This is a genomic window from Acinetobacter sp. BHS4 (assembly GCF_018454425.1).
In the GTDB taxonomy this organism is placed as follows: Bacteria; Pseudomonadota; Gammaproteobacteria; order Pseudomonadales; family Moraxellaceae; genus Acinetobacter; species Acinetobacter pittii.
The window spans coordinates 1,493,546-1,518,792 of the sequence record NZ_CP075323.1 but is presented as its reverse complement, the minus strand read 5'-3'; the positions used below and the strand labels follow the sequence as shown (position 1 = coordinate 1,518,792).

The window sequence follows — 25,247 nt, the reverse complement described above, 5'->3', positions numbered from 1 at the left end:
ATGTTGCAAAAAGTTTTAATTGCAAACCGTGGTGAAATCGCTTTACGTATTACCCGGGCTTGTAAAACATTAGGAATCAAGACTGTTGGTATCTATTCAGATGCCGACAAGGATTTGATGCATTTACGTTTTGTTGATGAAGCAGTATGTATTGGTCCGGGCGCAAGTAGTGATAGCTATTTAAATATCCCGGCAATTATTACTGCTGCAGAAATTACCGGTGCTGATGCTATTCACCCGGGTTATGGTTTCCTTTCAGAAAATGCTGAGTTTGCTGAAATTGTAGAAAGTTCAGGCTTTACTTTTATTGGTCCACGTCCAGAACATATCCGCCTTATGGGGAATAAAGTTTCTGCGATTGTTGCCATGAAAAAAGCTGGCGTACCTACTGTACCAGGTTGCGACCATGCAGTAACCATCCACAATGCCTTAGCAGAAGCGAAAGAAATCGGCTTCCCGCTTATTGTTAAAGCGGCTTCTGGTGGTGGTGGTCGTGGTATGCGTATTGTTGAGCGTGTAGATACTCTACTTGAATCAGTTCAAGCAGCGCAGCGCGATGCAGAAATGTGGTTCGGTGATGATACCGTTTACATGGAACGCTTCTTACAAAAACCTCGCCATGTCGAAGTTCAAGTTCTTGGTGATGGTAATGGTCATGCAATTCATTTATATGACCGTGACTGTTCATTACAACGTCGCCATCAAAAAGTACTAGAAGAAGCACCTGCACCAAACCTACCAGAGCAAGCTCGAGCTGATATTTTAGAAGCTTGTGTCCATGCTTGTCAGTTGATGCAGTATCGTGGTGCTGGTACGTTTGAATTCTTATTTGAAGACGGTGAATTCTTCTTCATTGAAATGAATACTCGTGTTCAGGTAGAGCACCCTGTAACTGAAATGGTTACTGGTGTCGATATTATTGAACAACAGTTACGTATTGCTGGTGGCCTAGGACTAGAGCTTCAACAAGAAGATATCAAAGTTCAAGGACATGCAATTGAATGCCGTATCAATGCAGAAGATCCAACAACATTCTTACCTTCACCAGGTAAAATTGAAAGTTTCTATGCGCCAGGCGGCGCTGGTATTCGCTTAGATTCTCATATCTACCCAGAATACAGCATTCCACCTTACTATGACTCTATGATTGCTAAACTGATTTCTCATGGTAAAGACCGTGAAACTTCAATTGCTCGTATGCGTCAAGCGCTAGATGAAATGATCCTTACAGGAATTAAAACAAATATTCCTCTACATAAAGATCTTATTTTGCAAGATAAGAGTTTCTGCTCTCAAGCAATGGATATCCATTACCTTGAAAAACACTTGTTAAAGCAAGTCGAAGAAAAGAAAGCTGAAACTGCATAATAAAAAAAGCCTCTTATTTTTAAGAGGCTTTTTTTATATCTATAATTTTATGGTAATACCCGACGTAAAGTCGCAAAGCACTGCTCACCTTTAGCTGTTGAACAGAAATTGATTGTATGGTCGTTTTTCCATTGTACAAAATATTGTGAGACATCACCTGTTTGGTCTTGCTTCTGACCAGAACAATCTACTTTATTATTATCAAATTTAATTTGCATTACTAAAGCGGCTAGCTGCTCTTTAGGGTCATCAGATGGTTGATATTCATAAATACCATAAGACCATTCCTGACCGCTTTTGATCACTACATCATTACTACTACGAAAGTTATAATATTCCACACATTTCTTATTATTTGGAATTTCCATTCCCCATAATCCCATAATTTCAGGGCGCGTAACAATACGTATAGCATTAGGATTACTTGCGGTCCGAACGGGTTGTTCAGCTGGCTGTTGAGTAGCCGTTTCTGCCACAGCTAAACCAGAACAAGCCCACAATAATCCAATAATATAAATATTTTTCATAGATTTATTAATCATTAAACGCATGAAGTTAAGTTAGCATATTTTTTGACAAAATCACTGCTCCATAACCATATAAAAACAATATTTTTCAACTGTAACGTGCCACAACAAGTCATCAAACAATTTTATATTTACTTGCTTTTTTCAATATAAATTCTTTGTTTTGCATGATCTCAAGCTTAGGCAGTTGAAGAATCGACTTGTTTCGGAAGCCACTTTACAAAGCACAAACCTAAGAGCACAACCACGCTGGCACACATAAAGATGAGTTCACCAGAAAGAATTTTCCAGAAATGCCCAGCCAGAACACTACCGAAAGCTACACCTAATCCCCACATGGTACTATAAAGTGCTTGTCCACGCCCTTGCTGTCCAGCAGAAAAGTTTTGAAAAATAACTCTCATTGCGATCAAGTGAAATAAACCAAAACTAAAGGCATGTAAGCACTGCGCAAAAAGTTGACCAATAAAATAATGTGAAAATACTGCAACTAGCATCCAACGTATGCTCGTCACTAGCAGACACACAACGACTAAACTGCGCCACGAAAAACGTTGAAAAATCTTTGAGGCAATTGAAAACATAAAAATTTCAGCAAAAACACCCATGGCCCATAAAAATCCAATTTCAGTCGTACTGAAATTCAAAGATTTCAGAAAATTACTATAGAAACTATAAAAAGGCGCATGTGAAAAAAGTAGAATAAATTCAATTGCAAAAAATGCAGCCACTGTTGGGCGCTTAAGAACAGGAAGTAAAGGTTCTAAATGTTTTTGGGAAGTAGGCGCGCTATCAGGTTCGCGGATTGAGAAAGACCAAATAAACGCTAGTGATGCGATAATTAATAGTAAAATTGGGAGCATTGAAATAGGCACTATTTCTAAAATTGCCCCAATAGTGAATACCCCAACGATAAACCCAACCGATCCCCACTTACGAATTTTGCCGTAAAGTTTAGCTTTTTGATTACCCAACCAAAATAAAGTGACTCCCTCAAATTGAGCTAAAATCGCATTTTGAAAGAAACTAAAAATAAGCATAAGCAAAGCAACTGATTGAAAAGTATTTGGCACTATAAAAATAGCCAACCATATACAAGATTCCATCCAAGTTGCTATCCGAACAAGCAACATCCGCCTACCAGATTTATCAGCAATCCACCCCCAAACTAAAGGCGCAAAAAAACGAGTTACAATCGCAATTGATGATAAAACACCAATTTCTTGATAATTAAATCCCTGATCTTGAAGATATAAATTCCAATAAGGCATGAATGTACCCACAATGGAATAGTAGAAAAAGTAGAATCCACCGAGTCGAGTTTGGATAGTAAGTGGTTGAAACAATTTATAAACCTTTGTATTTTCATGAGGTTAAAATTCGGGATAGCTGTCACACATGTAGCCATTTGTCTTTAGTACTACTAAGCATCCACAAATTTCGATTCGTAGATTCACCGAATAAAATACAATTAAACATATCAGAGCATCTCAGCCTTTCAATTTTAACACTTTGTTTTCCAATACAAATAATTAAATGATTGATAAGACAAAATAAAGAAAGAAATGAGAACTGTAATTTAATTTGTACAATCTGTTAACTTGTGTAAAAATACATTTAATATTCACAAGGTATATATTTATCAGATGTTTTTTCTTATTTTTTTAATTTGTCTTTTTCTGTTTTTACTCATCCTGAAACAACATTATCGCTAACCACTTATCACCCCTACTTTTTTTAAACTTATCTGCTTCTTTTAAATTAGAACAATTAAACATCAAATTCTATAAATAAGGCCCCCTTTTAAACTACATCTTTAAGTCGAGCCTAGCTTAAATATCAATTTTAAAAACTAATTATTATTCATCTCCGCCACTCAAAACATTGGTAAAATATCCAATCTTAGAATCAAAAAATTCTTAATAAGTTACTGTAACAACGATCGTATCTGAGTAATTACCCGGAGCTGTTGCAATAGTGGTACCTTGCGGAATTTTTCCATAGACATTTGTACCCTGAGAACTGCCCGAACCTGTTTTAGAAACACCTCCAGAACCTCCAACTGCGCTTACACCACCAGTAGTATCCCATACCGTACTATAATTCGAGTTCTGATATAACTGATACTGAATGTACTGACCACTACCATTTGCCATCTGCCTAAAACCACCGGCAATACGGTTATTTCCATCCCCCAAATAAATACTATATGGCAGTCCATTATTACAGGTCGTATTCACCACTCCTTGAGCTGTATAATCACGAGTAGTCTTACCAATATCATTAATATTTCCAAAATCGACATTTGATGTTGAATCTATTTGACACAAACTTGGCACAACATAATTAGCAGTTATGGTGGTATTACCCGAGTCCCAACCTCCACCACCATCACCTTCGCACACTGTGCTAGAGCTTGCTTGCATGTCCCAAAATAGCTGAACCGTACCCGTATAGGTTCCTTTAGGATATGCCATGAGCGAACCCGTACGAGCTGGTACTTTTATATTTACTGAGTAACTTATAACATTCTTTGAAGAGACGGTTTTCACAGGCCCATACCAGACATTCGAATTTTGATTAGTGGTAGAAGAGCCAGCCCCACCTACACTTGCAGTTACCGTATAGGGTAATGAAACATTATTATTACTACTCGTGGTTCCAGTAAAAACGGTTTTCATACACATATAACCTGAAATTTCTGGTGTTGAACGTGCTCCATAACAACGTATTGTCCCAGTGTATGTCAATACTGCATCATTGTTAATTGTTGCAGCAGTGTATGTATATGTGCCAGAATTTGGCGCTGTAGCTGTGCAATCTGCATGGGCGGAATTAAAAAATGTAAAGATCAGGCATAGCAAACCCGTTCCCAAAAAATATTTCAGGATAAATGAAAGTGCTCTAAATGTTGTCGGTTGGTTAAAGCTAGCAATATTTATCGACATACATAAGGCCCCAATTTTTTAGCACTGTATTGCTTATTTTCATACGCAAAAACAACTTGGCATGAACCATGATCCAGAAGATCAACTTCAAGTTTGTTTTGCTTTAACAGGTTTGGAATAAATACTTCGCCGTCGTAACCAACTATTCCATCTTGCTGACTATTAATTTGAACGGCATAACCCGGCATTAACGGTGAGTTGTTTTGATCAACCAGTTTCACTAACCCTGAAATGACCTGATGAGCACCGAAGTCAACCAAGGTTCCTTGGCGGTAACCTACAAACGCTGTCTGATTCGTAGAGCTCACTTCCCACTCTAAAGGTAAATATGATGGGTCTAGGTAGATATGATGAGACATGTAGGGTCTTAAATTCGCAATTAAGAATCGGCCAGACTTATCGGTCGCACCTAAATTAACACCACCATTTAGAATTTGGCTTTGCGGCCCTGCATTGGTTACGACCGCATAGCCATCTCCAATTTCATTGGCCGCAAAGATACGTCCCGCTGCCGCAACCAGTGAACCTGTTGCTGAAAGTGCAACCTGATCGTTGTCTCCAAATCGGTTATAGCGTCCTGTCAGGTAAGCTGCTCGTGCTCGATAAGAGGCATAAATTGAAGCATTATTCTCCTGCGCATCCTGATCACGTTCAACATAACCGCCCCAGCCAAACGAACCAATTTGGGGTTCTGACAAACCGAAGATTTCTTGGCGGTACCGTAAGCTACCACTATCACTAGATACACTCGTGATCGCATTCACTTTACTGGACGGGGTATATCGCAGCGCAAAGTAAATTCCATAGTCCTTGTGGTTTTCATAATCTTTATACGCTGATGCATAAAAACCCCAGTTCTTATCCAAACTTCCACTTAAATTGGTAGACAGTAATTTATAGGAGTTATCACTATATTTGATCTGGTTATAGCCCAGATAAACCCCATAACCTGCATAAAAGTTATAGTTAATCCCTGCCCTAAAAATCTCATCTGCCAATGCACTGTAGTTGAGATAGTTTTGTGACTCGGCATTGATCTGGTTATCTTTTAAATATCTCACTTGAGACACACGGGCAAGGTCAAAATAGTTATCAAATACTTTACGGTAACTGGTGTTAAATGAAATGTTCTTACTGATGCGCCCTTCTAAACCCAGCAAGGTAGAGTAACCGTTTTCATCTTTATACTGGCTTGCTGCAATGTCAGCATTGATCACCCCAATACCAAAAATATTCTTGGCAAATCCTGTGCCGAGGTTCGACAGGCCATCTGTTGAAGCTTCTGCACCACCACTTAAAGTCAGTGAGTTACTGTAGCCGTATCGGATCGCACCTGAGGCAAAGGTGGCATCATCATAATCGTTTGAATAGAGTCCATAGTTGTAGCGTGGAATACCAACATCTACTGAAAACTCATTTATGCCTTTTGCCAGAATCTTGGATGAAAAATAGTACGGCTTTTTGGTAATGCTCTGCTTTCCAGTTGCATCGGTAGTCACAAGGGTGACTTCATTTCCTGAAATAAATGGGAGCTGTTTAATATCAAATGGGCCTGATGGGACTAACCCTGAATAAATCTTTTGCTGGTTGACATATAAATCCAGTGTTGAAGGCAATGCTGCCGAGCCAGAAAATTGCGGAAGTGCTGAGGTGACAATATCACCGCGTTGGCTATAAGCACTCGACCACTGGAAACCAGCCAGACGGACACTACTGCCCCAATCCGGGCTATTGGAAATAAAGTCCCCTAGGGTATATATCCTGATCTTTTCAGGGTCTACATACTGCCACTTACTTTCCAGTCGTACCCATTTTTCATGGCTATAGCTAGTTTCATTACTACCGTTATATAAAACCCCTGATGAGAAGTTACCAATTGCACTGTTAAAAATACCCTCAGCCGTACCTGAGAAAACGTTCTCGTCATTGGTTATGGTGTTATACAGACTGTAGTTCAAAATGGCTGCATTTAAGGGTTTCATCTTTAGCAATTGTGGGCTAGTGATCTGCTGACTACTTAAATCAACTGAGTAACCCGTTAACATGTTCGATGGAACTTTTAAGTTTAAAGACTGCTCATTTTCCAGATATTTAAACTGGATTCCGTTTAGATCATTAATACACACCCACTGGTTATCTGGGATATGTGCATCCATTTTTAATCTTAAAGTTTTTAAATCACGTGAGCGGATATATAGCTTTCTATCTTGATCCTGCCGCACCGATATTAAATCTTTAGAAGCATTTGAATTAACAGAGATATTTAAAAATAGTTGTATATATCCCTGATCAGAACCAAATGCTTGATGAGCAGAATTCGTAACTTCTGGAATACTTGGTAAGACAGCATTGGTACTATCTTGTAATGATTCAGCAGCGGCATGAATCGGCAAGTACATAACACATAAGGCACTTACGATATATTTCATATGTGCCTCTTTAAAGAGATGTTTGCTTACCGTTAATATTTAATGAAATATTATATTTATGATCTGCTTGAAATTTAAAATCCGGACTAATATTAAAATTTCTCGCTTTCCCGGCAAGAATATAACCATTCACGGTATTTACTTTAATGGGATAGCTTTTATTTGCTGTTGTATCCACAAGTATTAAGTTATTTAAAAGCGCATGTCGATTACCAACATTACTTATGGTGAGATAAGCGTTATTTTGTTCTTGTTGTATTGACCAATTCAGTTTAGTAATCGCATCTTTATTGACGACAAATACAGGTAATGACGAACGTAGTAGTACGTTAACCCCTTGATCAGCTTTACGACTGTCAATCGGTTTGGGTAATTCATCAATAATAATACGATAAGTTTTTTCACCAGAAACAGGTTCTGGGTTAACTCTAACTACACGTAAGTTATAAGAGTCACTAGGTTGTAGTTTTAAAAATGGTGGACTAATTACAATCTCATCCGTAGGGATTAACTGATCTTGACCAGCATTTTGTCTCCACTCAAATACACGCACCTGTAAATCAGCGCTTTCATTTGACTGGTTATATAAACTAATGGAAGATGCAGCCTGATCACTCAATATTTCAACACTAACAGGTGAAAGGCGAATTGATGCTGCATTTAGCATACTAGGCAAAAATAACAATAAACTTGTAACAACAAAGATATTTTTTTTCATGATTTGCCCAGAACTACTTTTCTCAGATTGAGCTAGCTCCCTTAAAAAGAGCTAGCGATGACGCAACTAAACTTATTAAAAATTAATAAGTCACTGTTACAGTCACAGTGTCAACATAGCTGCCCGCGCTTGGCAAAGTAGTGCCAGCAGGAATACGGCCATAAACGTTCACTGTCTGAACATTACCAGTTCCTGTTCCACTATAAGCAGTTGTTGAAATACCTATTGCTGTGGCACGTCCTGTGTCTGAGAAAAGGTTGTAAGGAATATATTCGTTGCTAGTCGCCCCACCAATCATGTTACGTTGAGTAGATTGAGCGTTTTTACCGCCATCAAAAGCCAAAGTCCATGGTACAGTGTTGTTACATAAAACTTTAATTGCAGTCCCACCTGTCGTTGTAGTGTCCGCATCTACATTGCTCGCAAGCGAATTTAAAGTGCCAAAATCTAAAATTGCATTTGACGTAGTACCTGTTGCAGAAGTGTTGAGAACACAACTGTTTGTAATCGTTGCTTTAACAGTTAGTGTACCGGTTGCGTTAGCTGCATTTGCAACATTGATAGACGTTAAACCCATAGCAATTGCTGATAAACAAATGAGAGACTTATTCATGGTTAAAAACCTTTTTACATTACGCCAATAAAATTAATAGATGTAAAAACTCGCCTTCCCCATCACAATCATTAATTTTTCTGATTGATTTTTCAAAGCATTATTTTTTTTACTCTACTTACGGCGCATAATACAAAAAAACAACAAAAACACTAACAAAGCTTTCATTCTAAATATCAATTAATAATTCCACTTTTGATGAATTTCTCAATTATAAACTTTTTCATGCTTTATCACGCTTTTATATTAATTTTTGATACTTTCATTCAAATTTTGTTAGTTTTTCTAAAAAAATTATAAATTTTCATTAGTTAAAGTTTACCATCACTTTTAGCATTTTATAATTTTTTAAAGTTTAGTCAAAAAAAATAAGAACAAAAAGCAAGCACCTGATTATTCTATATATTTTAAATGAATAAGAAAATAATACTTTATGAATAAGAAATCTAAGTGTTTTATCACATCTTTAGAATTTTTTTAGAGATTTCAATGGCTAGAGGCGGGTCTTCACTACTAAAAGTATATATTGCTAGCTCAACTATTTCTAAAAATTAAATGAAAAATCAAACCTAATAATCTTTGGATTTTGTTATACCGTCCTTAAGCTAACAATTCCATACTTGTGGTTTTAGTTCCTTCTTGGCAAGGTATGTATCAGTAAAACATTAGGAATTTGTTCCAATATGGCGAGTCCAGCACAAATCATTCGACATAAATTTCTCAATACATTTTTTTCACGTCATTCTCTCTGGTTTTTATGTATTTTTACTGCGCTCAGCATCACATGGTTTCGAACCGTCTATACCCCTCATAGTATCTATTATTTTATTTCTGATACTCTCCTTAATGGTTTATGGGTAGTTACAGGCGCTTTAAGCCTATTAGGCCTCTATGATGTTTTACAAAATAAACATTCTATTTTAAGAAACTACCCAATTATGGGACATTTTCGTTTTTTGTTTGAAGATATACGCCCCGAAATTCGTCAATACTTTATTGAAGCGGATCAAGATGCTCTACCTTTTTCTCGCATGCAACGAAGCTTAGTTTATCAACGTGCTAAAAACGAAAATGCAGATAAACCTTTTGGCTCAATTATTGATGTCTATCAAGAGAATTACCGCTTTATTGTCCACTCAATAAGCCCTTGCCCACCAGCTGATCCAAAAAGCTTCCGCATTCAGGTAGGTAATGCGCAATGCCTTCAACCCTATAGCGCATCCATTATGAATATCTCTGCCATGAGCTTTGGTAGTTTAAGTGCCAATGCAATTCGAGCACTCAATAAAGGAGCACAATTAGGTGGGTTTTATCACGATACTGGTGAAGGTAGCTTAAGCCCTTATCATCTCGAAAATGGTGGAGATATTGTTTGGCAAATTGCCAGTGGTTATTTTGGTTGCCGTACCCTAGATGGAAAATTTGACGAACAAAAGTTTGCTAAACAATCTCAATTGCCACAGATCAAAATGATCGAATTAAAGCTTTCACAAGGTGCAAAACCGGGCCATGGCGGTATCTTACCTAAGCATAAAATTACCGAAGAAATTGCCCAAATTCGTGGCGTTTCACGCGATCATGATTGTATTTCTCCTGCTAAGCATTCTAGTTTTTCTACCCCAATTGAAATGATGCATTTCTTACAGAAGCTGCGAACATTATCTGGCGGCAAGCCAGTTGGTTTTAAACTGTGTATTGGTCAACCTTGGCAATTTATGAGTATTGTTAAAGCAATGCTTGAAACAAAAATTGTTCCTGACTTTATTGTTGTAGATGGTTCTGAAGGTGGTACTGGTGCAGCACCAATTGAGTTTAGTGACAATATTGGTACCCCATTACGAGAGGGCTTACGCTTTGTCCATAACACTCTTGTGGGTGCAGGGCTAAGAGATCAAGTTAAAATTGGCGCAAGTGGCAAAATCATTAGTGCATTTGATATCGCTAGCACTTTTGCACTCGGTGCAGACTGGGTTAATTCAGCACGTGGTTTCATGTTTGCGGTTGGATGTATTCAGGCACAAAGCTGCCATACTAACCAATGCCCTGTAGGTGTAGCGACTCAAGACAAAGATCGTCAAAAAGCAATTGATGTACCGACTAAATCAGAACGAGTATTTAATTTTCATAAAAATACGTTGCATGCGTTATCAGAAATGATTGCTGCTGCGGGTTTACGCCATCCTTCTGATATTAAAGCTCATCATTTGGCTCAGCGAGTAAATGACCGTGAAATTAAGAACTATGCTCAGTTGCATTTTTTCTTGAAAGAAGGTGAACTTTTACAATCTGAACTTAACAATGACGATGATAATTTCTACTATCGAATGTGGAATATGGCTGATGCCAATCATTTTTAATTTATATTAATTTTTATAATTTGAGCATCACCTTTATAGTGTGATGCTCTTCCATATTTAAACCTAATATGTGATTTTTGCTTAAATTTCACCCCTCTTTTAATTTGTATTTAATAGATTTTTCACCTAATATAAAAGTATAAATAACGTACACATTTTAATTTTATTTAATAAAAATTTTTTAATGCTTATAACAAGAAGGTACCTCATCATGTTGAAAAAAACATTCATCTCTTCTTTTGTTGCAATCGCTGTAGGCTTAAGTAGCTATGCTGTTGCTTGTACACGTGCCGTATATTTAGGTAATAATCAACATATTATTACTGCTCGCTCAATGGACTGGAAGGTTGATACAGGTACCAACTTATGGATTATGCCAAGCGGGGTTAGCCGTGACGGTAGTGCTGGTCCCAACTCAATAAAATGGACGTCGAAATATGGAAGTGTAATTGCTACAGGTTATGAAGTTTCCACAACAGATGGAATGAATGAAGCAGGTTTGGTTGCTAATATTTTATGGTTAGTAGAGTCTGAATACCCAGATGCAAAAAAGACAGATAAGCCTTTATTAAGTATTGCAGCATGGGCTCAATATGTACTTGATAATTTTGCAACTGTAGATGAAGCCGTTAAGGCCTTAGAAAAAGAACCCTATACTATTATTACCGACAATGTTCCCGGTGAAACACGGCTCACCACCTTACATTTATCTATTTCTGATAAAACAGGTGATAGCGCAATTATTGAATATATTGGTGGAAAACAAGTGATTCACCATAGCCGAAGTTATCAGGTCATGACCAATTCACCTACTTTCGATAAACAACTTGCACTTGTTGAATATTGGAAGCAAATTGGTGGAACAATTATGCTTCCCGGTACTAACAGAGCATCTGATCGCTTTGCACGTGCATCATTTTACATTAATGCTATTCCTAAAAATGATAATACAAAACAAGCACAAGCCTCTGTATTTAGTGTGATTCGCAATGCATCTGTTCCCTATGGCTTAAATACTCAAGAAGAACCTAATATCTCTTCGACTCGCTGGCGAACTGTTGCCGACCACAAACAGATGCTCTACTTTTTTGAATCCGCTCTCTCACCAAATGTATTTTGGGTTGACTTAAAAAAGATTAACTTTAAAAATGGTAAAACACGTAGACTTGATTTAGGACCTGATCAAAGCCATATCTATGCAGGTGATGCCACCTCTTCCTTTAAAATTGCAAAACCATTTGTATTTTTAGGTCCAACTACGCGTTAATTTATGTCAAAATTTATTACTCTTAACATAAATAATATTAAACATACGATCTTGGAATTTATATGATGAAGAAATCTCTACTCTTATTAGGTTCATGTCTACTTACTGCAGCGTGTAGCACCACACAGGTTAGTACACCAGCTCCTAAAGAGGTAAAGACAGCTGGTCAACTAAACTGCTCACCAACTGAACTATGCCCAAGCTTATTGGTTCAATGGAACGAAAATCAAAAAAATCAGCTTCGAGTAGATGTTCATTTAAGTAGTAGTTATAACTTTTATGATATTAACGCTTTGACTTTTGATATTGATGGCAAACGATTCAATTACGAACCAGCTCAAGCCACTGAAAAGACAAATGTGAGCCGATTAGTACCTAAACATTCAACCACTTACTTTGTTATTCCAAGTCAATTCCTACAAGAATTTAAAAATGCTCAAAATGTGAATGTTTTAATCAAAACAGATAAAGGAACAATCGAGCGCAATATGTATAGTCTACAAAAGCAGTCTTCGGTTTATAAAAACTTTATGCAGCTTTATCAAAATTCAAAATAAACTACAAAGATTAAATAATGCATCTATCTAGAATTTTGGATAGATGCATGACTTTTCTAATAATAAAAATGTTTTGGCTTTGCATGCAAAAAGGCCGGAATCAAACCCGTTAAAGCCGCACGTATATCAGCACGCTCATTAATTAATTGATGAGAGCCTTCTTCAAGCATTAACAACGTTTGGAGTCTAAATTTACGACGAATAAATTCAATGTTGTAACGCCAATCAACCGTCTGATCAAGAGCACCTTGTGCAAGCCAGACTGGGATACGGCAAGCAGGTCGCTCTTCCATTTCCTGCATCCATTTTGACATTGCTAAAATCCAGTCCATGCCCATCATTCGGGGTTGCAAAGGATCTTTTAAACGAATAAAACGCAAAAATTCAGGATTATGATTATTACGTCTAAAATGCCTTGGTACCTGACGCTTAATACGGCGAATAATGCCTAATCCAACGGGGTTATGCCACCACGCGGTTTTTGCAGGGCGAATTAACGGAGAAAGTAAAAGTACTCGATCTACAATCGGATCTTGGCGTTTTTCAGCATATTCTAATAAGTGATGCATCCAAATTGCTCCACCCGTACTTTGACCAATACCGACCCATGGTTTAGGTAACTGATCTGCATGTTTCACATATTGATAAACAGCCATCAAAACTTGCTGGTAATGATCAAAGTTTTTAATGCTGGCTGGTGAGCCATCACTTAATCCATGCCCCGGCAAATCATAAGTAATGATACTAAAGCCCTGCTCAAGAATTTCACGAATAATTGGCTGGTAAATACCGCTATGCTCAAGATAGCCATGCAATAGACAAACTGTACCTTGTATTTTTTCTACTTTAGGTTTGAAAACTTGCACATGCAAACGGAATAAAGGCATTTGAACATAACCTTGCCAATGGTCACATTCAAGTAAATGTAAACCATACAATTTGCGGTAGGCCAGCAAATCACGAGAAGGTTCTTCTAATGTATTTAAGTTAAGTGGACTCAAAACCTGTGGCGTAAGATCACGATTAGGAACCGGTAAATCTAATTGTTTTAATACGGCAGGATTGAGAAATGGAATATCTGACATTAAGGAACCTCTCGACAATCACTTGAGCCAAACAACATGTCGCGAATTGTCGCAAGTAATTCATAATTTGCACGGCGGCTATGATCGTAATTTTGCACACTTGGTTGCCAACGTGTCAGTGGAGTTGGCATTGGAGCTACAACAGGAATAGTTTCTATACCATTTAAAGCAAACAGTCGGCGTGTACGTGGCATATGGTATTCATCTGTAACCAACATGACTGTCGGTGCTCCGCCTTTTTTCTGAAGCAATAAAGAGCTAAAGCGAGTATTTTCACAGGTATTCATACTACGCTTTTCTAATAGCTTTGCATCAACACCGCGCTCTTTTAACCAAGCTTGCATATAAGGTGCTTCTACACCGCTAAGCACAATAGGCAGATGATTTTGTTTTTCAACTTCTAAAGTTTTTTCTAATCGCAAACGCGTATAGCCATTAACTACAATATCCTTACCATTTTTATCTAAGGTTAATCCGCCACCCAACACAACAATTGCATAAGGTTCTGATAAATTTTTAGGTTGTACTGGTAATGGATTTTTACGCACATACTCGACTTTTTGTTCAGGTTCACTGACAGCTTTTTGATGCTCTGGCACCACAGGTTTTCTTGCTAAAAACTCTGTATATTGCTCAGTAAGCGCTTTATTTTCAGAACTATTAATAAAAAGTGCTTCGTCAACAAGACTACTCGCCTCATCTGCGGCATCAATTTCTGAGTTTTTAGCGACTAAAGGAACCGTTACAGATGCTGCTTGCTCTTCCGAATCCTGTTCCTTTTCTTCTAAAAGAATAATTTGCTGCAAGGCTTTATAATTCTCTTGAATATAGGTCAGATCAGATGTTCTTTTTTCACGTAACGCTTGCTCTGTCAGTTTTAAATAGGCCTGACGAGCGATCCATAAATTTGAACCCGGCTCTAAATTATCATGCTCACTTAATGCAGCCTGTCTTTGGCTCTCAGCAGCGACTTGATTAACATCAACAGGTACAAAATAGTTAAGCCCAGCTACAATAAGTTTTGAATAAAATGGCGAATATAAAAAAACCACGAAACAGCCTAATAGTACAAATAGTACGGTGACTACTTGTACTAAACGTACCATTAAGTGTACTTTTGGCATAAAACTATTCCGTATGATTTTCAATTAAACCTAAACTGTTATAAAGCACAGGTTCTGGTTCTAACATAATATGGAAAAGCTGATCAACATCATGTTGTACAGCCTGATAAGTTTTCCTTACATCAGCTAGAGATGCATTGGCATAATTCACCAGAACTAATGCCTGTTTATGGAACATCCCTACCATATCGAGTTGCTTCCCTTTCCAACCCGCCTGATCAATTAACCATCCTGCTGCAATTTTAACGTTTCCATTCGCTTGAGGATAATGTGGAATTGTTGAGAATTGTGTGACTAAGCGTTCAAACTCTTGAGGTTTAACAATCGGATTTTTAAAAAAACTCCCGACATTTGGATACTCTTTTGGATCAGGAAGTTTACTTTGACGAATATGGATGACCTGATTTTGTAAATTTTCGGCAGTCTGATTGTCTCCAACTGCTTGTTTCAAGTCGCCGTAGTTAAGTTTCAAATGCGGCTGTTTAAGCAATTTAAAAGTAACATGCGTGATAATGTAACGGTTTGGATCATCTTTAAAAATACTATGGCGGTAGGCGAAATGGCAGTCGGCCGCTAAAATTGTCTGAGTTTGCTTCAATTTACGGTCATACACTTGTACTGACTCAATAAACTCACCTACCTCTACCCCATATGCACCAATGTTCTGTACGGGTGAAGCACCGACTAAACCTGGAATAAGGGCTAAATTTTGCAAACCAAACCAGTTCTGTTCAGTGCTGTATAAAACAAAATCATGCCAGACTTGGCCTGCGCCAACTTTAACCCGCACAAAATCATCATCGTTTGATAAAACTTCAATTCCCTGAATATCAAGATGAATCACTAAAGCATTGATCTGCTGCGGTAATAACATATTACTACCGCCCGATAATACAAGTACATTTAACTGATGCTGCTCAGCAAACTCTAAAGCTGATTCAATATCTTGAATATTGCCAACTTTAGTATAGTGAGAAACAGTTGCATCTAAACTTAGAGTATTGAATGGCTTAAGCTGTACTTGATTCTGAATTTGCATTGTGTTGAAAAACCTATTCTTAAACATTCAATTGTTTTTTTAAAATATTAACCCATGCCAAACTACTGGACTCACATTGATTGAGTACACGTTCAAAACCATCAGCACCGCCATAATAAGGATCAGGCAACGCTTGTTGTGGGTATTCAGGATCATGCTCACTCATTAAAGCTACTTTTGCACGAATTTGATGTGCGCAAAATTGGGAAACGGCTCTTTGCAACACGTCATGAATATCTTCAAAATTTTGATGATCCATTGCCAAAATCAAATCAAACTCTAAAAAGTCTTGAGTTGAAAGTTGTCTTGCACGTAAAGATGATAAGTCATAGCCCCTTTTCTTGGCATGCAACTGACTACGCTGATCAGGCGATTTATTGGGATGATAATTACTCGTTCCAGCTGAATCGACAACCACATTGAGTTGATGCGCGTCACAATAATGTCTGAAAACCACCTCAGCCGTGGGAGAACGGCAAATATTTCCTAAACAGACACATAACACCTTATATTGTGTTTCCATTAGAAATTACTTCCAAACATTTGAATTACATAAAAATAAACGGGATCATGCACAATCTTAACAGACTATAAGTTTATAAGAACCAAATTGACCAGCGTGACTTGTTGCATTTTGTCAAAACTCACTTGGGTTGAAAAGGAAAATAATGTTTATCAATAGATTAAAAGTTGATAAATCAGACGATAAATTAGCTAATCTTGTATTTTTGTAGTAATTAAATAAAAATAAAGCCCTAATTTATAGGGCATTACAAACATCACTTTGATGCAGTGATTAATTCAATCATTTCTTTCGTAGGCCTGAAGCTGCCTAATCGCCAATGTTCAGGAGGATGCTCATCAATTCTTATCCAGACATGTTCTCGAAAAGCAGGATTTCCCTTTCCTTCTATTTCTACAAATAAATCTGTTATTCGCTTGAAAAGCTCAGCCTTACTATCTTTATCTAGTAAACCTTCTATAGTTTGTATATTTATAAATGGCATAATGCTACCTGAATCAAATCTAGGTCTAAATTATAGACTCATACTAATTGGAGCTTCCACTGATGTCAAATCAAATTATTCCAGATCATAAATTTCCAGTAGATGTATGTGGGATCTTCAAAATTACAGAAATATTGAATGACAGATGGACGATCCTCTTGTTAAGAGAAGCCTTCTATGGGGTAACAAAATTTAATGATTTTCTAGAAAATACAGGCATATCAAAGCAAATTTTATCTAATCGTCTAAAGCATCTCATCCAATTAGAAATATTTGAATTATCAATTTATAAAGAAGTTGGTGAGCGAGAACGTAAAGAATACTTACTTACTAAAAAAGGCAAAAGTCTAAATATTGTTTTACTCGCCATGCTTGAGTCTGGCGGTAATTTTATTGAAGCTGGTAAAGATGTGGTGAAAGTTTTTAATAAGAGTACTGATGATGAACTTAAGTTAAAACTTGTTGATTCTTCTAATCAAGTTATAGATTTTAAGAATTTAGAACTTAAGCTCATTCATTGCAAAAAATAAATTTTTATAACTTAGCTACACAGATCATAAAGTCCTCAGCATGCTTTTATAGATAAATAAAAAAAAGCCTACTTTTTCAAGTAGGCTTTCCCCTTATGACTTTTGCGCTGATCATTAAGGTTTATTGTTGTTTAAAGCAACGGAAGGATCTTACAGAAATACTTAAGAATAAAAAAGCTTATTTACTTAACTGAATGTAAGTACTCATAGACTCCTTTTTCGTTACTCTCAAGTTTAATGACTGCATCCGTTTCGTCATTTAGTGTCAGGTTAAATACTTTTTCACCATCATATGAAATTTGGTGGCCCATACGAAACTCTGAATCAAGTGACTCAAGAATAATAAAATTTCCTTCATTGTTCGAAGCAATATAGTAAGTGTTGTTCCGATGAACATATCTAATTGTGTACATCACTATTTAAATTCCACCTAAAAATTATGTTTTTTCTTAATAATAAAAAGATCCTTTTTCCCTTCCCAATCAGAAAAGATCCTACCGAAAACTAAACCCTCCCTTATTAATTATTCACCCTCATCACTTAGTATTTTTTCACCCTATACTATTAAATTGATATTACAGAAATACTTAATAATAAAAAACCCCGCCATTAGTCGATAGTTAGCGGGGTCTTTTGTGATTTAATTTTACTTTGATAGACTCATCTATCAGAGATATTTACCTCATTTCTGCAATAGAAAAATCATTTATTTTTGAAAAGCTTATCCGTCATAGTTCTATCAATTTTACTGCGATGCCCATTCTCAAAGTATCGATCGACATGGCATAGTTTTGTTTTAGTATCACAGAACACACCGTTTGAGAGCGTAAACGCTGAAGTATCAAAATTACCTTGAGAGAAGGCTTTATTCGCTTTATAAGTGCTTAAATATTTAGCTGTAAGCTTTTTAGAAACACCTTTTTTGTCAGCACAAATATATTTATCACAAATTACACCTTTTGTAGGCGAATATACACTAGAGCTGGTTTTCGCGATTGCTGCCGAGCTAAGCATCAAACACGTACATCCCATAATACTAAGAAAAGTTTTAGAAATTTTCACTTTTTAGAACCGATAAAATTATAAATTGTTAAGGCATTATATAAATTAGAAGCTTGCCAGAAAATCTACAGAACCCTATAAATAACAAAAAGCCCACTTTTCGACGAGGGTTTAAATATTTTGGTAATCCTCACTTACATGTCGGACCCAACATTGCAAAAAAGTATTTATCTATGGGTGGCACAAGGCTTAAGAAAAGCATAGTCACTTCAGAACTACTTTATTTTAAAGTTTCTTATGCTAACTTATTTAGAGATTGAATCTTATAGAACCATTCAACAATAATGTTCAAAAATAAGGAAATAATGTATATGAGCCATTTTCAATTTCAAACTGTTCCAAATATCATCTCTGGCTTAGGCTCTATACAAGAATTACAAAATGTTTTTTCGTCAAAAGCTTACCGTAAGTTATTGCTAGTCACCGATGCAGGCATGGTTAAAAATCAATTACACCGTCCCATCCTTCAAATTTTAGATACGCTCAATATTGAATATGTCATCTATGCTGATGTGCAAGCTGACCCGCCTGAACAGGTAGTACTAGATGCAGCCACTTATGCTAAACAGCAAAATGTTGATGTCATTATTGGTTTTGGTGGCGGTAGTTCTCTAGATGTTGCAAAAGTTATTGCTTTACTCGCCCACCCTAACCAGACCCAAAGTTTGCAAGAGATGTACGGCGTAAACCAAATCACCACAGCTCGCCTACCTCTTATTTTAATTCCTACTACTGCGGGTACAGGTTCAGAAGTAACACCTATCTCGATTGTCACCACAGGTGAAACGACAAAAATGGGGATTGTCTCTCCAGTACTATACGCCGACACTGCAATTCTTGATGCTACTTTTACTCAAAATCTTCCAGCACATATTACCGCTGCAACAGGTATTGATGCGATGGTACATGCTATTGAGGCATATACCTCTAAACATAAAAAAAATATTTATACGGATATTTTAGCCAAGCATGCTTTGAAGTTGTTAAATCATAACTTACCAAAAGTTCTTAAAGATGGTAATGATTTAGAAGCACGTCAAAACATGCTTTTTGGTTCAATGCTCGCAGGTCAAGCCTTTGCAAATTCGCCCGTTGCTGCGGTACATGCTTTAGCTTATCCATTGGGTGGACATTTTCATTTGTCGCATGGGCATACCAACGCCTTAGTGTTGGTTGAAGTATTAAAATTTAATGCGCCCAATGCAAAAAAATACTATGCGGAGCTTATGCAATGGCTCGATCCATATAGTAATGGCAGCACTGATGGCTTGTGTGATTTATTTATTGACCACATGCAGAACCACTTAGACCGTAGTGGCTTGACTTTAAGACTTAGTGATTTGGGTATTGACGAGTCCAGCTTACCTCGACTTGCTCAAGATGCCATGTTGCAAACCCGTTTACTACAAAATAACCCACGTGACATGACAGAAGCCGCTGCTTTGGCAATTTATCAGGCGATTCATTAATGACTAAACCAGTTTTAAAAACCCGTGATCAATTTAAATTCTTTTTAGACATTCAAACGCGTTGGGCAGATAACGATATTTATGGTCATGTGAATAATGTGACTTACTATAGCTACTTTGATACAGCGGCCAATGCTTTGCTCATCCAAAAAACAGGGTTTGATATTCATGAAGCAAAAGCAATTGGGTTAGTGGTCGATTCAGCTTGTAGTTTTCTTCAGGAATTGTCATTTCCAGAAATTATTCAAGTAGGTGTTGCGATTGGTAAAATCGGTACGACTTCATTGCGTTATGAATTAGCAATCTTTAAACAAGGTCAGAACCAAGCCTCAGCTCAAGGACATTTTGTGCATGTGTTTGTTGATCGCGAAACGCGTAAGACTGTGCCAATTTCCGAGACAGTTCGTGAGGTTTTAGAGAATTTCTTATTATAAAAAATGAGGCAAAAAGAAAATACGTAGCTCTTTTTGCCTCGTCTTGACTTACATCATTGCAGGATCACTAAAGGAATCTTCACCCGTTTCGACTCGACCAGCAAAACGTCGGTAATAATATGGATCACTCTGACTGGTGATTTCAAAATCATACCAATGCCCTACATCGGCCAAAGCCCAATGCTGCTTAACAACCTGTCCCGCTTTTACGGTAAGTTGTAACAGCGCATCTTGTCGATATGCACACGGTTTTACCGTCAATATCGCATCCTTAGTACCATCGTTCATAAGTTCGACATAAACATCACCATTGGCAATGTCATAGCACACTCGAATTTCAGATTTAACGCCACTATCAACAATACGTTGAGTATCCCCTTTGAAATGACGATGGTAGCCATTTGGGCCAAGTACCCATAGGTCATAACGGCCCAAGTTATCTTTTAAAGCGTCCCATTCATCATCTAAAGTTTTATTCGGCTCGACAATATAACGCTTAGGAATTCGGTCTAAGTTGAGCTTGTCATATACATGGAAAACCGCTGCTTGCGTACCCGTATTAGAGAAAATCAATTGCACTTTGCCATCAGTATTACAGCGTGCACTGGTATGTAGCTCGTAAGGTAACGCACGCGACAGACGTATGCCACTTTGCTGAATCGGTAACTTAGTATCCGTGGGTACAGGTACAGCTGGCAAAGCTTCTTGATTTTCTCTTAACTCATCTGCTTGCACACGTGTTTGTTTACCATTCAGCTGCGGTAAAACATCTGCATTTGGTGTTTTAAAGTTAAATGCACTAGTTAAATCACCACACACTGCACGGCGATATGGACTGATATTCGGCTCTTTAACCCCAAAACGTTTTTCTAAAAACATGAGCACAGAAGTATGATCAAACACTTGTGAGTTCACCCAACCACCACGGCTCCATGGGGAAATCACATATAACGGAACACGAGGACCCGGACCATAAACGCGTCCATCAGGTGTAGGCTGTGAATGACTTCCCTCAGGTGCAGCATGATCGAAATATTCGTCCTGCATATCGGCACTGCTTAATGTCGATTTGCCAGCATACTGACCATTTTTAAGTCGAGATGGCGCTGATGGCGATGGCATATGGTCAAAGTAACCATCATTTTCATCGAAATTGATAATAAGTGCTGTTTTACTCCAAACCTCTGGCACGGCAGTTAAAGCATCAATAATTTCTTGAATAAACCATGCCCCTTGAACGGGGCTTGAAGGGTCTGGATGTTCGCAATAAATCGATGGAGCGTTAATCCAAGAGACTTGAGGTAACTTCCCTTCACGAATGTCGCGTTTAAAAGCGTCAAGATACTCTTCTGGTTTATTGCCCGGCAGCGTATTTGCAATGCCCTTATATAATGGATTTTTGGCATTATCCATTTCAGCATCATAGGCTTTATACGGTAGTTTTTGACCCGTATCCGCATACGGTTTATTCGGTTCGCCGCCACTTGCAACCGGATAACCAGATGCAATGTTGGCCTTTCTAAATGAACGAAATGCCCCAAGCATGTTATCGCCCCATTCATCTGGCATATTTTGATAACAAATCCAGTTTACACCTGCTTCTTCTAAACGCTCCGCATAAGTCTTCCATGTATAACCGCGATCTGCTGTCGCTGGGTTACCATCAATCCAGTCCCACTCATTGTTTACAAATGAACGCTTGGTCGGTGTTGCACCATTGGTACCCGTTAAATGATAGGACCGGTTTGCATCTGTTCCAGTGTGCATAGAGCAATGGTAGGCATCACAAATCGTAAAAGCATTCGCAAGTGCAAACTGATATGGAATTTCTTTTTCTTTAAAATAACCCATAGATATATCAGTTTTGTGGGTTGGCCAGTTCGCCATACGCCCATTGTCCCAAGCCAGCTGACTGTCATCCCATGTGTGAGGCGTACCATCTGCACGCTGTGCATTATTGGCTGTACCATCTAAGTGAAAAGGCGTTAAGACTTGCCCATTACTTCTAAGCTGCTCCCAAACACGGCGGCCACTTGGCAAAGGAATCGTAAAACGATCAGCAAACCCTCGAACACCTTTTAATGTTCCGAAGTAATGGTCAAAAGATCGGTTTTCCTGCATTAAAATAATAACGTGTTCAACATCCTGAATGGTCCCAGTTTTATTATTTGCAGGAATTGCTAAAGCTTTTTGAATACTAGATGGGAACGCTGCCAATGCCGCAGCACCAAAACCCATATTTAAAGAGTAATTTAAAAATTTACGACGTGTAATCATGATTAGGTTCTTTTTATTATTTAAGTTTATGGAGCACAGCGCATTACAGGTTTTTTCCCTGTATCTGGTGTATTTGAATTATCATTTGCCGATTCGTTACAACCACTCAGCAGAATCGCGCCGATTAATAAAAAATATGAATATTTAAAGGAAGTTACTCCTGAGCATTGCCTTTTCATTGCTATGTACAATCCATTTAAAATCTAAAATGGCTAACATAGAAAAGTACAATGACAGTGACATGACCTCAATATTTCAATCCAGTGAAAAATATGAAAAGTCTATTATTTTCATATTCTGCACCAGATCAAAATCAGATGAATTTAAGGCTTTAATTGAATATTTTGTAGCTCGCCATCAAAAGTCTCTATAAGACTCTTAATAACTGGCTGTTGATGCAATAGCTCAGCTGCTCGGTGAAAGGCTTTTTCTTTACGCGCACTTTGAATGGTATAGGGTGTAGATGTATTTAAAGCACCATATTCAACTGTAAATTGAGTATTCGGCCATTGCTCATTTAATGCATCAATAAGGCCTTGTTGTAATTGGGTCAGCATATTTTCATATTCTTGAGGAATATGGAAAATAGTATTGCCACCAATTTCACCAGTCATCACACCATGTTGAGCAAGTTCTTGAACAGCTGGAGAAAGCTGACTATTTCTAAACCAATATTCCCACTTTTCGAGTGTCCATTCACCTTCTAAAACTTGAGGAGAAAGCTTCAAGATATCTTGAGGCATCAACTGACCGTGATCAGTTGCACTAGACTCTTTTACAACGGGAACTGTTTCAACAACAACTTCAGCCTGCACCAATGACTGCTGCTCAATAACAGGTTCAGAAGACAAATCAGGAGTTATAGGCGCATCTTGATCAAGAGAAAATTCAGCGCTAGATGTCTCAAACAAACCTTGAGGCTCAGTAGCAAAAGCTGGTTCTGGTTCAATTTGTTTTGCTTGGGTTTCTGCCTGAGCTTGTACTAAATTTTGTTCGGGTACCGGAATGAAATCTTCTTCCAGAACACTAACAGTCTTTTGAACAACTGCTGACTCAAGCCCAATCAACTCATGATGATTTGGGTCAAATACCATTAAATCCTGATTAGACTGAGGTTCAGGTTCAGGTTCAGGTTCAGGTTCAGGTTCAGGTTCAGGTTCAGGTTCAGGTTCAGGTTCAACCATAGCGGGCTGGTTAATAACTTCAACAGGCTGAACCGTATTTACCGGAGTAATCTCCTGAGCTGTTTGCTGAACTTGTTGATTTAGCCCTACCATTGCTTGCTCATTTTGTTGAACAGGCTCTGATACTAAAATTTCATTAGGCGCTAAAGGACGGAATGCCAACAAGCGTAAAACACACATTTCAAAACCTTGCTCTTGCGTCACGGCAAGTTGCAAATCTGAACGTCCTTTACATGCGATTTGGTAATAAAGCTGTAAATCTTGAGCAGAAATCAACTTAGACAATTGCATGATTTTGCGATTGATTTCATCGCTATATTTCAAACTCAAATCAGGTAGATATTGTAAAATTGCCAATTCATGCAATGTCGAAATGAGCTGATCAAGCACAAGTGAAACATCTAGCGCTTGATGTCTAAATTGTAATAAAAGCTGACTAACTTTTTCACGTTGGTTTTGATGGATCGCCAAAATCAAATCATAAATGATCGTACGATCAATCAAACCAAGCATTTCTTTAACATCTTGGTGATGTACTGAACCTTGACCATAAGCAATGGCTTGGTCAGTTAAAGATAATGCATCACGTAATGAACCTTGAGCAGATTCAGCAATTTGCCAAATTGCATCTTGATCAGCGGTAATCTGTTCTTTTTCGAGAATAGCGCCAAGATGCTTAGTAATTTCATCGACAGCTAAAGGTCGTAGAGTAAATTGCAAACAACGTGAAATGACTGTAATCGGTAGCTTTTGTGGGTCAGTCGTAGCAAACAGAAACTTAACGTGTTCTGGTGGTTCTTCTAGTGTTTTTAATAACGCATTAAAAGAATGCATCGATAGCATATGTACTTCGTCAATCAGGTAAACTTTAAAACGTCCTTGCGTTGGCGCATAAGGAACGTTGTCTAAAAGTTCACGCGTATCTTCTACTTTGGTTCTTGAAGCAGCATCGATTTCAATTAGGTCAATAAAACGCCCTTCGTTTACTGCTTTACAGGTTGCACAGACTTCACATGGCGTAGAAGTCACACCCGTTTCACAGTTCAAACACTTGGCTAAAATACGTGCGATTGTAGTTTTACCTACACCACGCGTTCCTGTAAATAAATAAGCATGGTGAAGACGACCGCGTTCCAATGCACTGCTTAATGCACGAGAAACGTGGTTTTGCCCCACTAACTCATTGAAATTACGTGGACGGTATTTTCTAGCAAGTACTTGATACATGTATGCTCCTTGTTACAGGCATAAG

The 25,247-nt window shown here is 37.8% G+C and carries 22 protein-coding genes; 7 read left to right on the top strand and 15 right to left on the bottom strand.

The genetic code is table 11. The annotated features are described in order from the left end of the window. Positions 1 to 1,368, top strand: coding sequence for an acetyl-CoA carboxylase biotin carboxylase subunit (gene accC, locus KIP84_RS07210; RefSeq protein ID WP_002115704.1), 1,368 nt, complete (start codon positions 1 to 3; stop codon positions 1,366 to 1,368). A 47-nt stretch (positions 1,369 to 1,415) separates the two neighbouring features. Here the strand turns inward: accC and KIP84_RS07205 are convergent, their stop codons facing one another. From KIP84_RS07205 to KIP84_RS07180, 6 genes are all read right to left on the bottom strand, one after another. Next, entirely contained in the window at positions 1,416 to 1,919 is a 504-nt protein-coding gene (locus KIP84_RS07205) for a hypothetical protein (protein WP_002115710.1), read from the bottom strand. Positions 1,920 to 2,074: 155 nt separating this feature from the next. Next, a complete protein-coding gene (locus tag KIP84_RS07200) occupies positions 2,075 to 3,241 on the bottom strand; it encodes an MFS transporter (protein WP_213689608.1) in 1,167 nt (388 codons plus the stop codon). Positions 3,242 to 3,814: 573 nt separating this feature from the next. Continuing rightward, positions 3,815 to 4,843, bottom strand: a complete 1,029-nt coding sequence (locus KIP84_RS07195) for a spore coat U domain-containing protein (RefSeq protein WP_068563032.1) — start codon at positions 4,841 to 4,843, stop codon at positions 3,815 to 3,817. Next, positions 4,834 to 7,242: a fimbria/pilus outer membrane usher protein gene (locus tag KIP84_RS07190; protein ID WP_228308311.1), complete on the bottom strand. Its 2,409-nt coding sequence runs from the start codon at positions 7,240 to 7,242 to the stop codon at positions 4,834 to 4,836. The genes KIP84_RS07195 and KIP84_RS07190 overlap by 10 nt, the downstream gene beginning before the upstream one ends. Positions 7,243 to 7,282: 40 nt before the next feature. After that, on the bottom strand, positions 7,283 to 7,990 hold the full coding sequence (locus KIP84_RS07185) for a fimbria/pilus periplasmic chaperone (protein WP_068563030.1): 708 nt from the start codon (positions 7,988 to 7,990) through the stop codon (positions 7,283 to 7,285). Between the two features lie 82 nt (positions 7,991 to 8,072). Then, positions 8,073 to 8,603, bottom strand: coding sequence for a spore coat U domain-containing protein (locus tag KIP84_RS07180; RefSeq protein ID WP_068563029.1), 531 nt, complete (start codon positions 8,601 to 8,603; stop codon positions 8,073 to 8,075). 683 nt (positions 8,604 to 9,286) lie between these two features. On the opposite strand from KIP84_RS07180, the gene KIP84_RS07175 reads away from it, so the two are divergent. From KIP84_RS07175 to KIP84_RS07165, 3 genes are all read left to right on the top strand, one after another. Next, entirely contained in the window at positions 9,287 to 10,960 is a 1,674-nt protein-coding gene (locus KIP84_RS07175; protein ID WP_016145697.1) for an FMN-binding glutamate synthase family protein, read from the top strand. A 211-nt stretch (positions 10,961 to 11,171) separates the two neighbouring features. Then, on the top strand, positions 11,172 to 12,227 hold the full coding sequence (locus KIP84_RS07170; RefSeq protein WP_213689606.1) for a linear amide C-N hydrolase: 1,056 nt from the start codon (positions 11,172 to 11,174) through the stop codon (positions 12,225 to 12,227). Positions 12,228 to 12,289: 62 nt separating this feature from the next. After that, positions 12,290 to 12,784, top strand: a complete 495-nt coding sequence (locus tag KIP84_RS07165; protein WP_213689605.1) for a hypothetical protein — start codon at positions 12,290 to 12,292, stop codon at positions 12,782 to 12,784. 56 nt (positions 12,785 to 12,840) lie between these two features. On the opposite strand, the gene KIP84_RS07160 is transcribed toward KIP84_RS07165, so the two are convergent. From KIP84_RS07160 to KIP84_RS07140, 5 genes are all read right to left on the bottom strand, one after another. Next, positions 12,841 to 13,869 (bottom strand): alpha/beta hydrolase, encoded by a 1,029-nt coding sequence (locus KIP84_RS07160; protein WP_002115207.1) that lies wholly within the window; start codon positions 13,867 to 13,869, stop codon positions 12,841 to 12,843. Beyond that, positions 13,869 to 14,993, bottom strand: coding sequence for a YdcF family protein (locus KIP84_RS07155; RefSeq protein ID WP_213689604.1), 1,125 nt, complete (start codon positions 14,991 to 14,993; stop codon positions 13,869 to 13,871). Before KIP84_RS07155 ends, KIP84_RS07160 begins: the two co-directional genes overlap by 1 nt. Positions 14,994 to 14,997: 4 nt before the next feature. Next, a complete protein-coding gene (gene murB, locus KIP84_RS07150; RefSeq protein WP_069030815.1) occupies positions 14,998 to 16,032 on the bottom strand; it encodes a UDP-N-acetylmuramate dehydrogenase in 1,035 nt (344 codons plus the stop codon). A gap of 19 nt (positions 16,033 to 16,051) precedes the next feature. Next, on the bottom strand, positions 16,052 to 16,555 hold the full coding sequence (locus KIP84_RS07145; RefSeq protein WP_213689603.1) for a low molecular weight protein-tyrosine-phosphatase: 504 nt from the start codon (positions 16,553 to 16,555) through the stop codon (positions 16,052 to 16,054). Positions 16,556 to 16,811: 256 nt separating this feature from the next. Next, a complete protein-coding gene (locus KIP84_RS07140) occupies positions 16,812 to 17,039 on the bottom strand; it encodes a tautomerase family protein (protein ID WP_213689602.1) in 228 nt (75 codons plus the stop codon). Between the two features lie 62 nt (positions 17,040 to 17,101). Here KIP84_RS07140 and KIP84_RS07135 point away from each other — a divergent pair, with 62 nt between their 5' ends. Beyond that, positions 17,102 to 17,569 (top strand): helix-turn-helix domain-containing protein, encoded by a 468-nt coding sequence (locus KIP84_RS07135; RefSeq protein WP_017398914.1) that lies wholly within the window; start codon positions 17,102 to 17,104, stop codon positions 17,567 to 17,569. Positions 17,570 to 17,751: 182 nt separating this feature from the next. Here the strand turns inward: KIP84_RS07135 and KIP84_RS07130 are convergent, their stop codons facing one another. Together KIP84_RS07130 and KIP84_RS07125 are read right to left on the bottom strand one after the other, a co-directional pair. Then, positions 17,752 to 17,982: a hypothetical protein gene (locus tag KIP84_RS07130; RefSeq protein ID WP_213689601.1), complete on the bottom strand. Its 231-nt coding sequence runs from the start codon at positions 17,980 to 17,982 to the stop codon at positions 17,752 to 17,754. A 289-nt stretch (positions 17,983 to 18,271) separates the two neighbouring features. After that, positions 18,272 to 18,601: a YcgJ family protein gene (locus KIP84_RS07125; protein WP_213689824.1), complete on the bottom strand. Its 330-nt coding sequence runs from the start codon at positions 18,599 to 18,601 to the stop codon at positions 18,272 to 18,274. A 341-nt stretch (positions 18,602 to 18,942) separates the two neighbouring features. Here KIP84_RS07125 and KIP84_RS07120 point away from each other — a divergent pair, with 341 nt between their 5' ends. Together KIP84_RS07120 and KIP84_RS07115 are read left to right on the top strand one after the other, a co-directional pair. Beyond that, positions 18,943 to 20,100 (top strand): iron-containing alcohol dehydrogenase, encoded by a 1,158-nt coding sequence (locus KIP84_RS07120; RefSeq protein ID WP_161282331.1) that lies wholly within the window; start codon positions 18,943 to 18,945, stop codon positions 20,098 to 20,100. Continuing rightward, positions 20,100 to 20,534, top strand: a complete 435-nt coding sequence (locus tag KIP84_RS07115) for a thioesterase family protein (protein ID WP_017387342.1) — start codon at positions 20,100 to 20,102, stop codon at positions 20,532 to 20,534. The genes KIP84_RS07120 and KIP84_RS07115 overlap by 1 nt, the downstream gene beginning before the upstream one ends. 48 nt (positions 20,535 to 20,582) lie before the next feature. Here the strand turns inward: KIP84_RS07115 and KIP84_RS07110 are convergent, their stop codons facing one another. Together KIP84_RS07110 and KIP84_RS07105 are read right to left on the bottom strand one after the other, a co-directional pair. Next, on the bottom strand, positions 20,583 to 22,811 hold the full coding sequence (locus KIP84_RS07110; RefSeq protein WP_213689600.1) for a phospholipase C, phosphocholine-specific: 2,229 nt from the start codon (positions 22,809 to 22,811) through the stop codon (positions 20,583 to 20,585). A gap of 323 nt (positions 22,812 to 23,134) precedes the next feature. Next, positions 23,135 to 25,222 carry a DNA polymerase III subunit gamma/tau gene (locus KIP84_RS07105; protein WP_213689599.1) on the bottom strand — a complete coding sequence of 696 codons (2,088 nt, stop codon included), beginning with the start codon at positions 25,220 to 25,222 and terminating at the stop codon, positions 23,135 to 23,137. Positions 25,223 to 25,247: the final 25 nt, after the last annotated feature.

Bases quoted from the DNA above. Each gene is read 5' to 3' on its own strand.
- murB (WP_069030815.1), bottom strand. From the start codon at position 16,032: ATGCAAATTCAGAATCAAGTACAGCTTAAGCCATTCAATACTCTAAGT.
- KIP84_RS07190 (WP_228308311.1), bottom strand. From the start codon at position 7,242: ATGTACTTGCCGATTCATGCCGCTGCTGAATCATTACAAGATAGTACC.
- KIP84_RS07115 (WP_017387342.1), top strand. From the start codon at position 20,100: ATGACTAAACCAGTTTTAAAAACCCGTGATCAATTTAAATTCTTTTTA.
- KIP84_RS07165 (WP_213689605.1), top strand. From the start codon at position 12,290: ATGATGAAGAAATCTCTACTCTTATTAGGTTCATGTCTACTTACTGCA.
- KIP84_RS07180 (WP_068563029.1), bottom strand. From the start codon at position 8,603: ATGAATAAGTCTCTCATTTGTTTATCAGCAATTGCTATGGGTTTAACG.
- KIP84_RS07125 (WP_213689824.1), bottom strand. From the start codon at position 18,601: ATGGGATGTACGTGTTTGATGCTTAGCTCGGCAGCAATCGCGAAAACC.
- KIP84_RS07110 (WP_213689600.1), bottom strand. From the start codon at position 22,811: ATGATTACACGTCGTAAATTTTTAAATTACTCTTTAAATATGGGTTTT.
- KIP84_RS07175 (WP_016145697.1), top strand. From the start codon at position 9,287: ATGGCGAGTCCAGCACAAATCATTCGACATAAATTTCTCAATACATTT.
- KIP84_RS07195 (WP_068563032.1), bottom strand. From the start codon at position 4,843: ATGTCGATAAATATTGCTAGCTTTAACCAACCGACAACATTTAGAGCA.
- KIP84_RS07130 (WP_213689601.1), bottom strand. From the start codon at position 17,982: ATGTACACAATTAGATATGTTCATCGGAACAACACTTACTATATTGCT.
- KIP84_RS07155 (WP_213689604.1), bottom strand. From the start codon at position 14,993: ATGCCAAAAGTACACTTAATGGTACGTTTAGTACAAGTAGTCACCGTA.
- KIP84_RS07160 (WP_002115207.1), bottom strand. From the start codon at position 13,869: ATGTCAGATATTCCATTTCTCAATCCTGCCGTATTAAAACAATTAGAT.
- KIP84_RS07135 (WP_017398914.1), top strand. From the start codon at position 17,102: ATGTCAAATCAAATTATTCCAGATCATAAATTTCCAGTAGATGTATGT.
- KIP84_RS07105 (WP_213689599.1), bottom strand. From the start codon at position 25,222: ATGTATCAAGTACTTGCTAGAAAATACCGTCCACGTAATTTCAATGAG.
- accC (WP_002115704.1), top strand. From the start codon at position 1: ATGTTGCAAAAAGTTTTAATTGCAAACCGTGGTGAAATCGCTTTACGT.
- KIP84_RS07205 (WP_002115710.1), bottom strand. From the start codon at position 1,919: ATGCGTTTAATGATTAATAAATCTATGAAAAATATTTATATTATTGGA.
- KIP84_RS07185 (WP_068563030.1), bottom strand. From the start codon at position 7,990: ATGAAAAAAAATATCTTTGTTGTTACAAGTTTATTGTTATTTTTGCCT.
- KIP84_RS07120 (WP_161282331.1), top strand. From the start codon at position 18,943: ATGAGCCATTTTCAATTTCAAACTGTTCCAAATATCATCTCTGGCTTA.
- KIP84_RS07170 (WP_213689606.1), top strand. From the start codon at position 11,172: ATGTTGAAAAAAACATTCATCTCTTCTTTTGTTGCAATCGCTGTAGGC.
- KIP84_RS07145 (WP_213689603.1), bottom strand. From the start codon at position 16,555: ATGGAAACACAATATAAGGTGTTATGTGTCTGTTTAGGAAATATTTGC.
- KIP84_RS07140 (WP_213689602.1), bottom strand. From the start codon at position 17,039: ATGCCATTTATAAATATACAAACTATAGAAGGTTTACTAGATAAAGAT.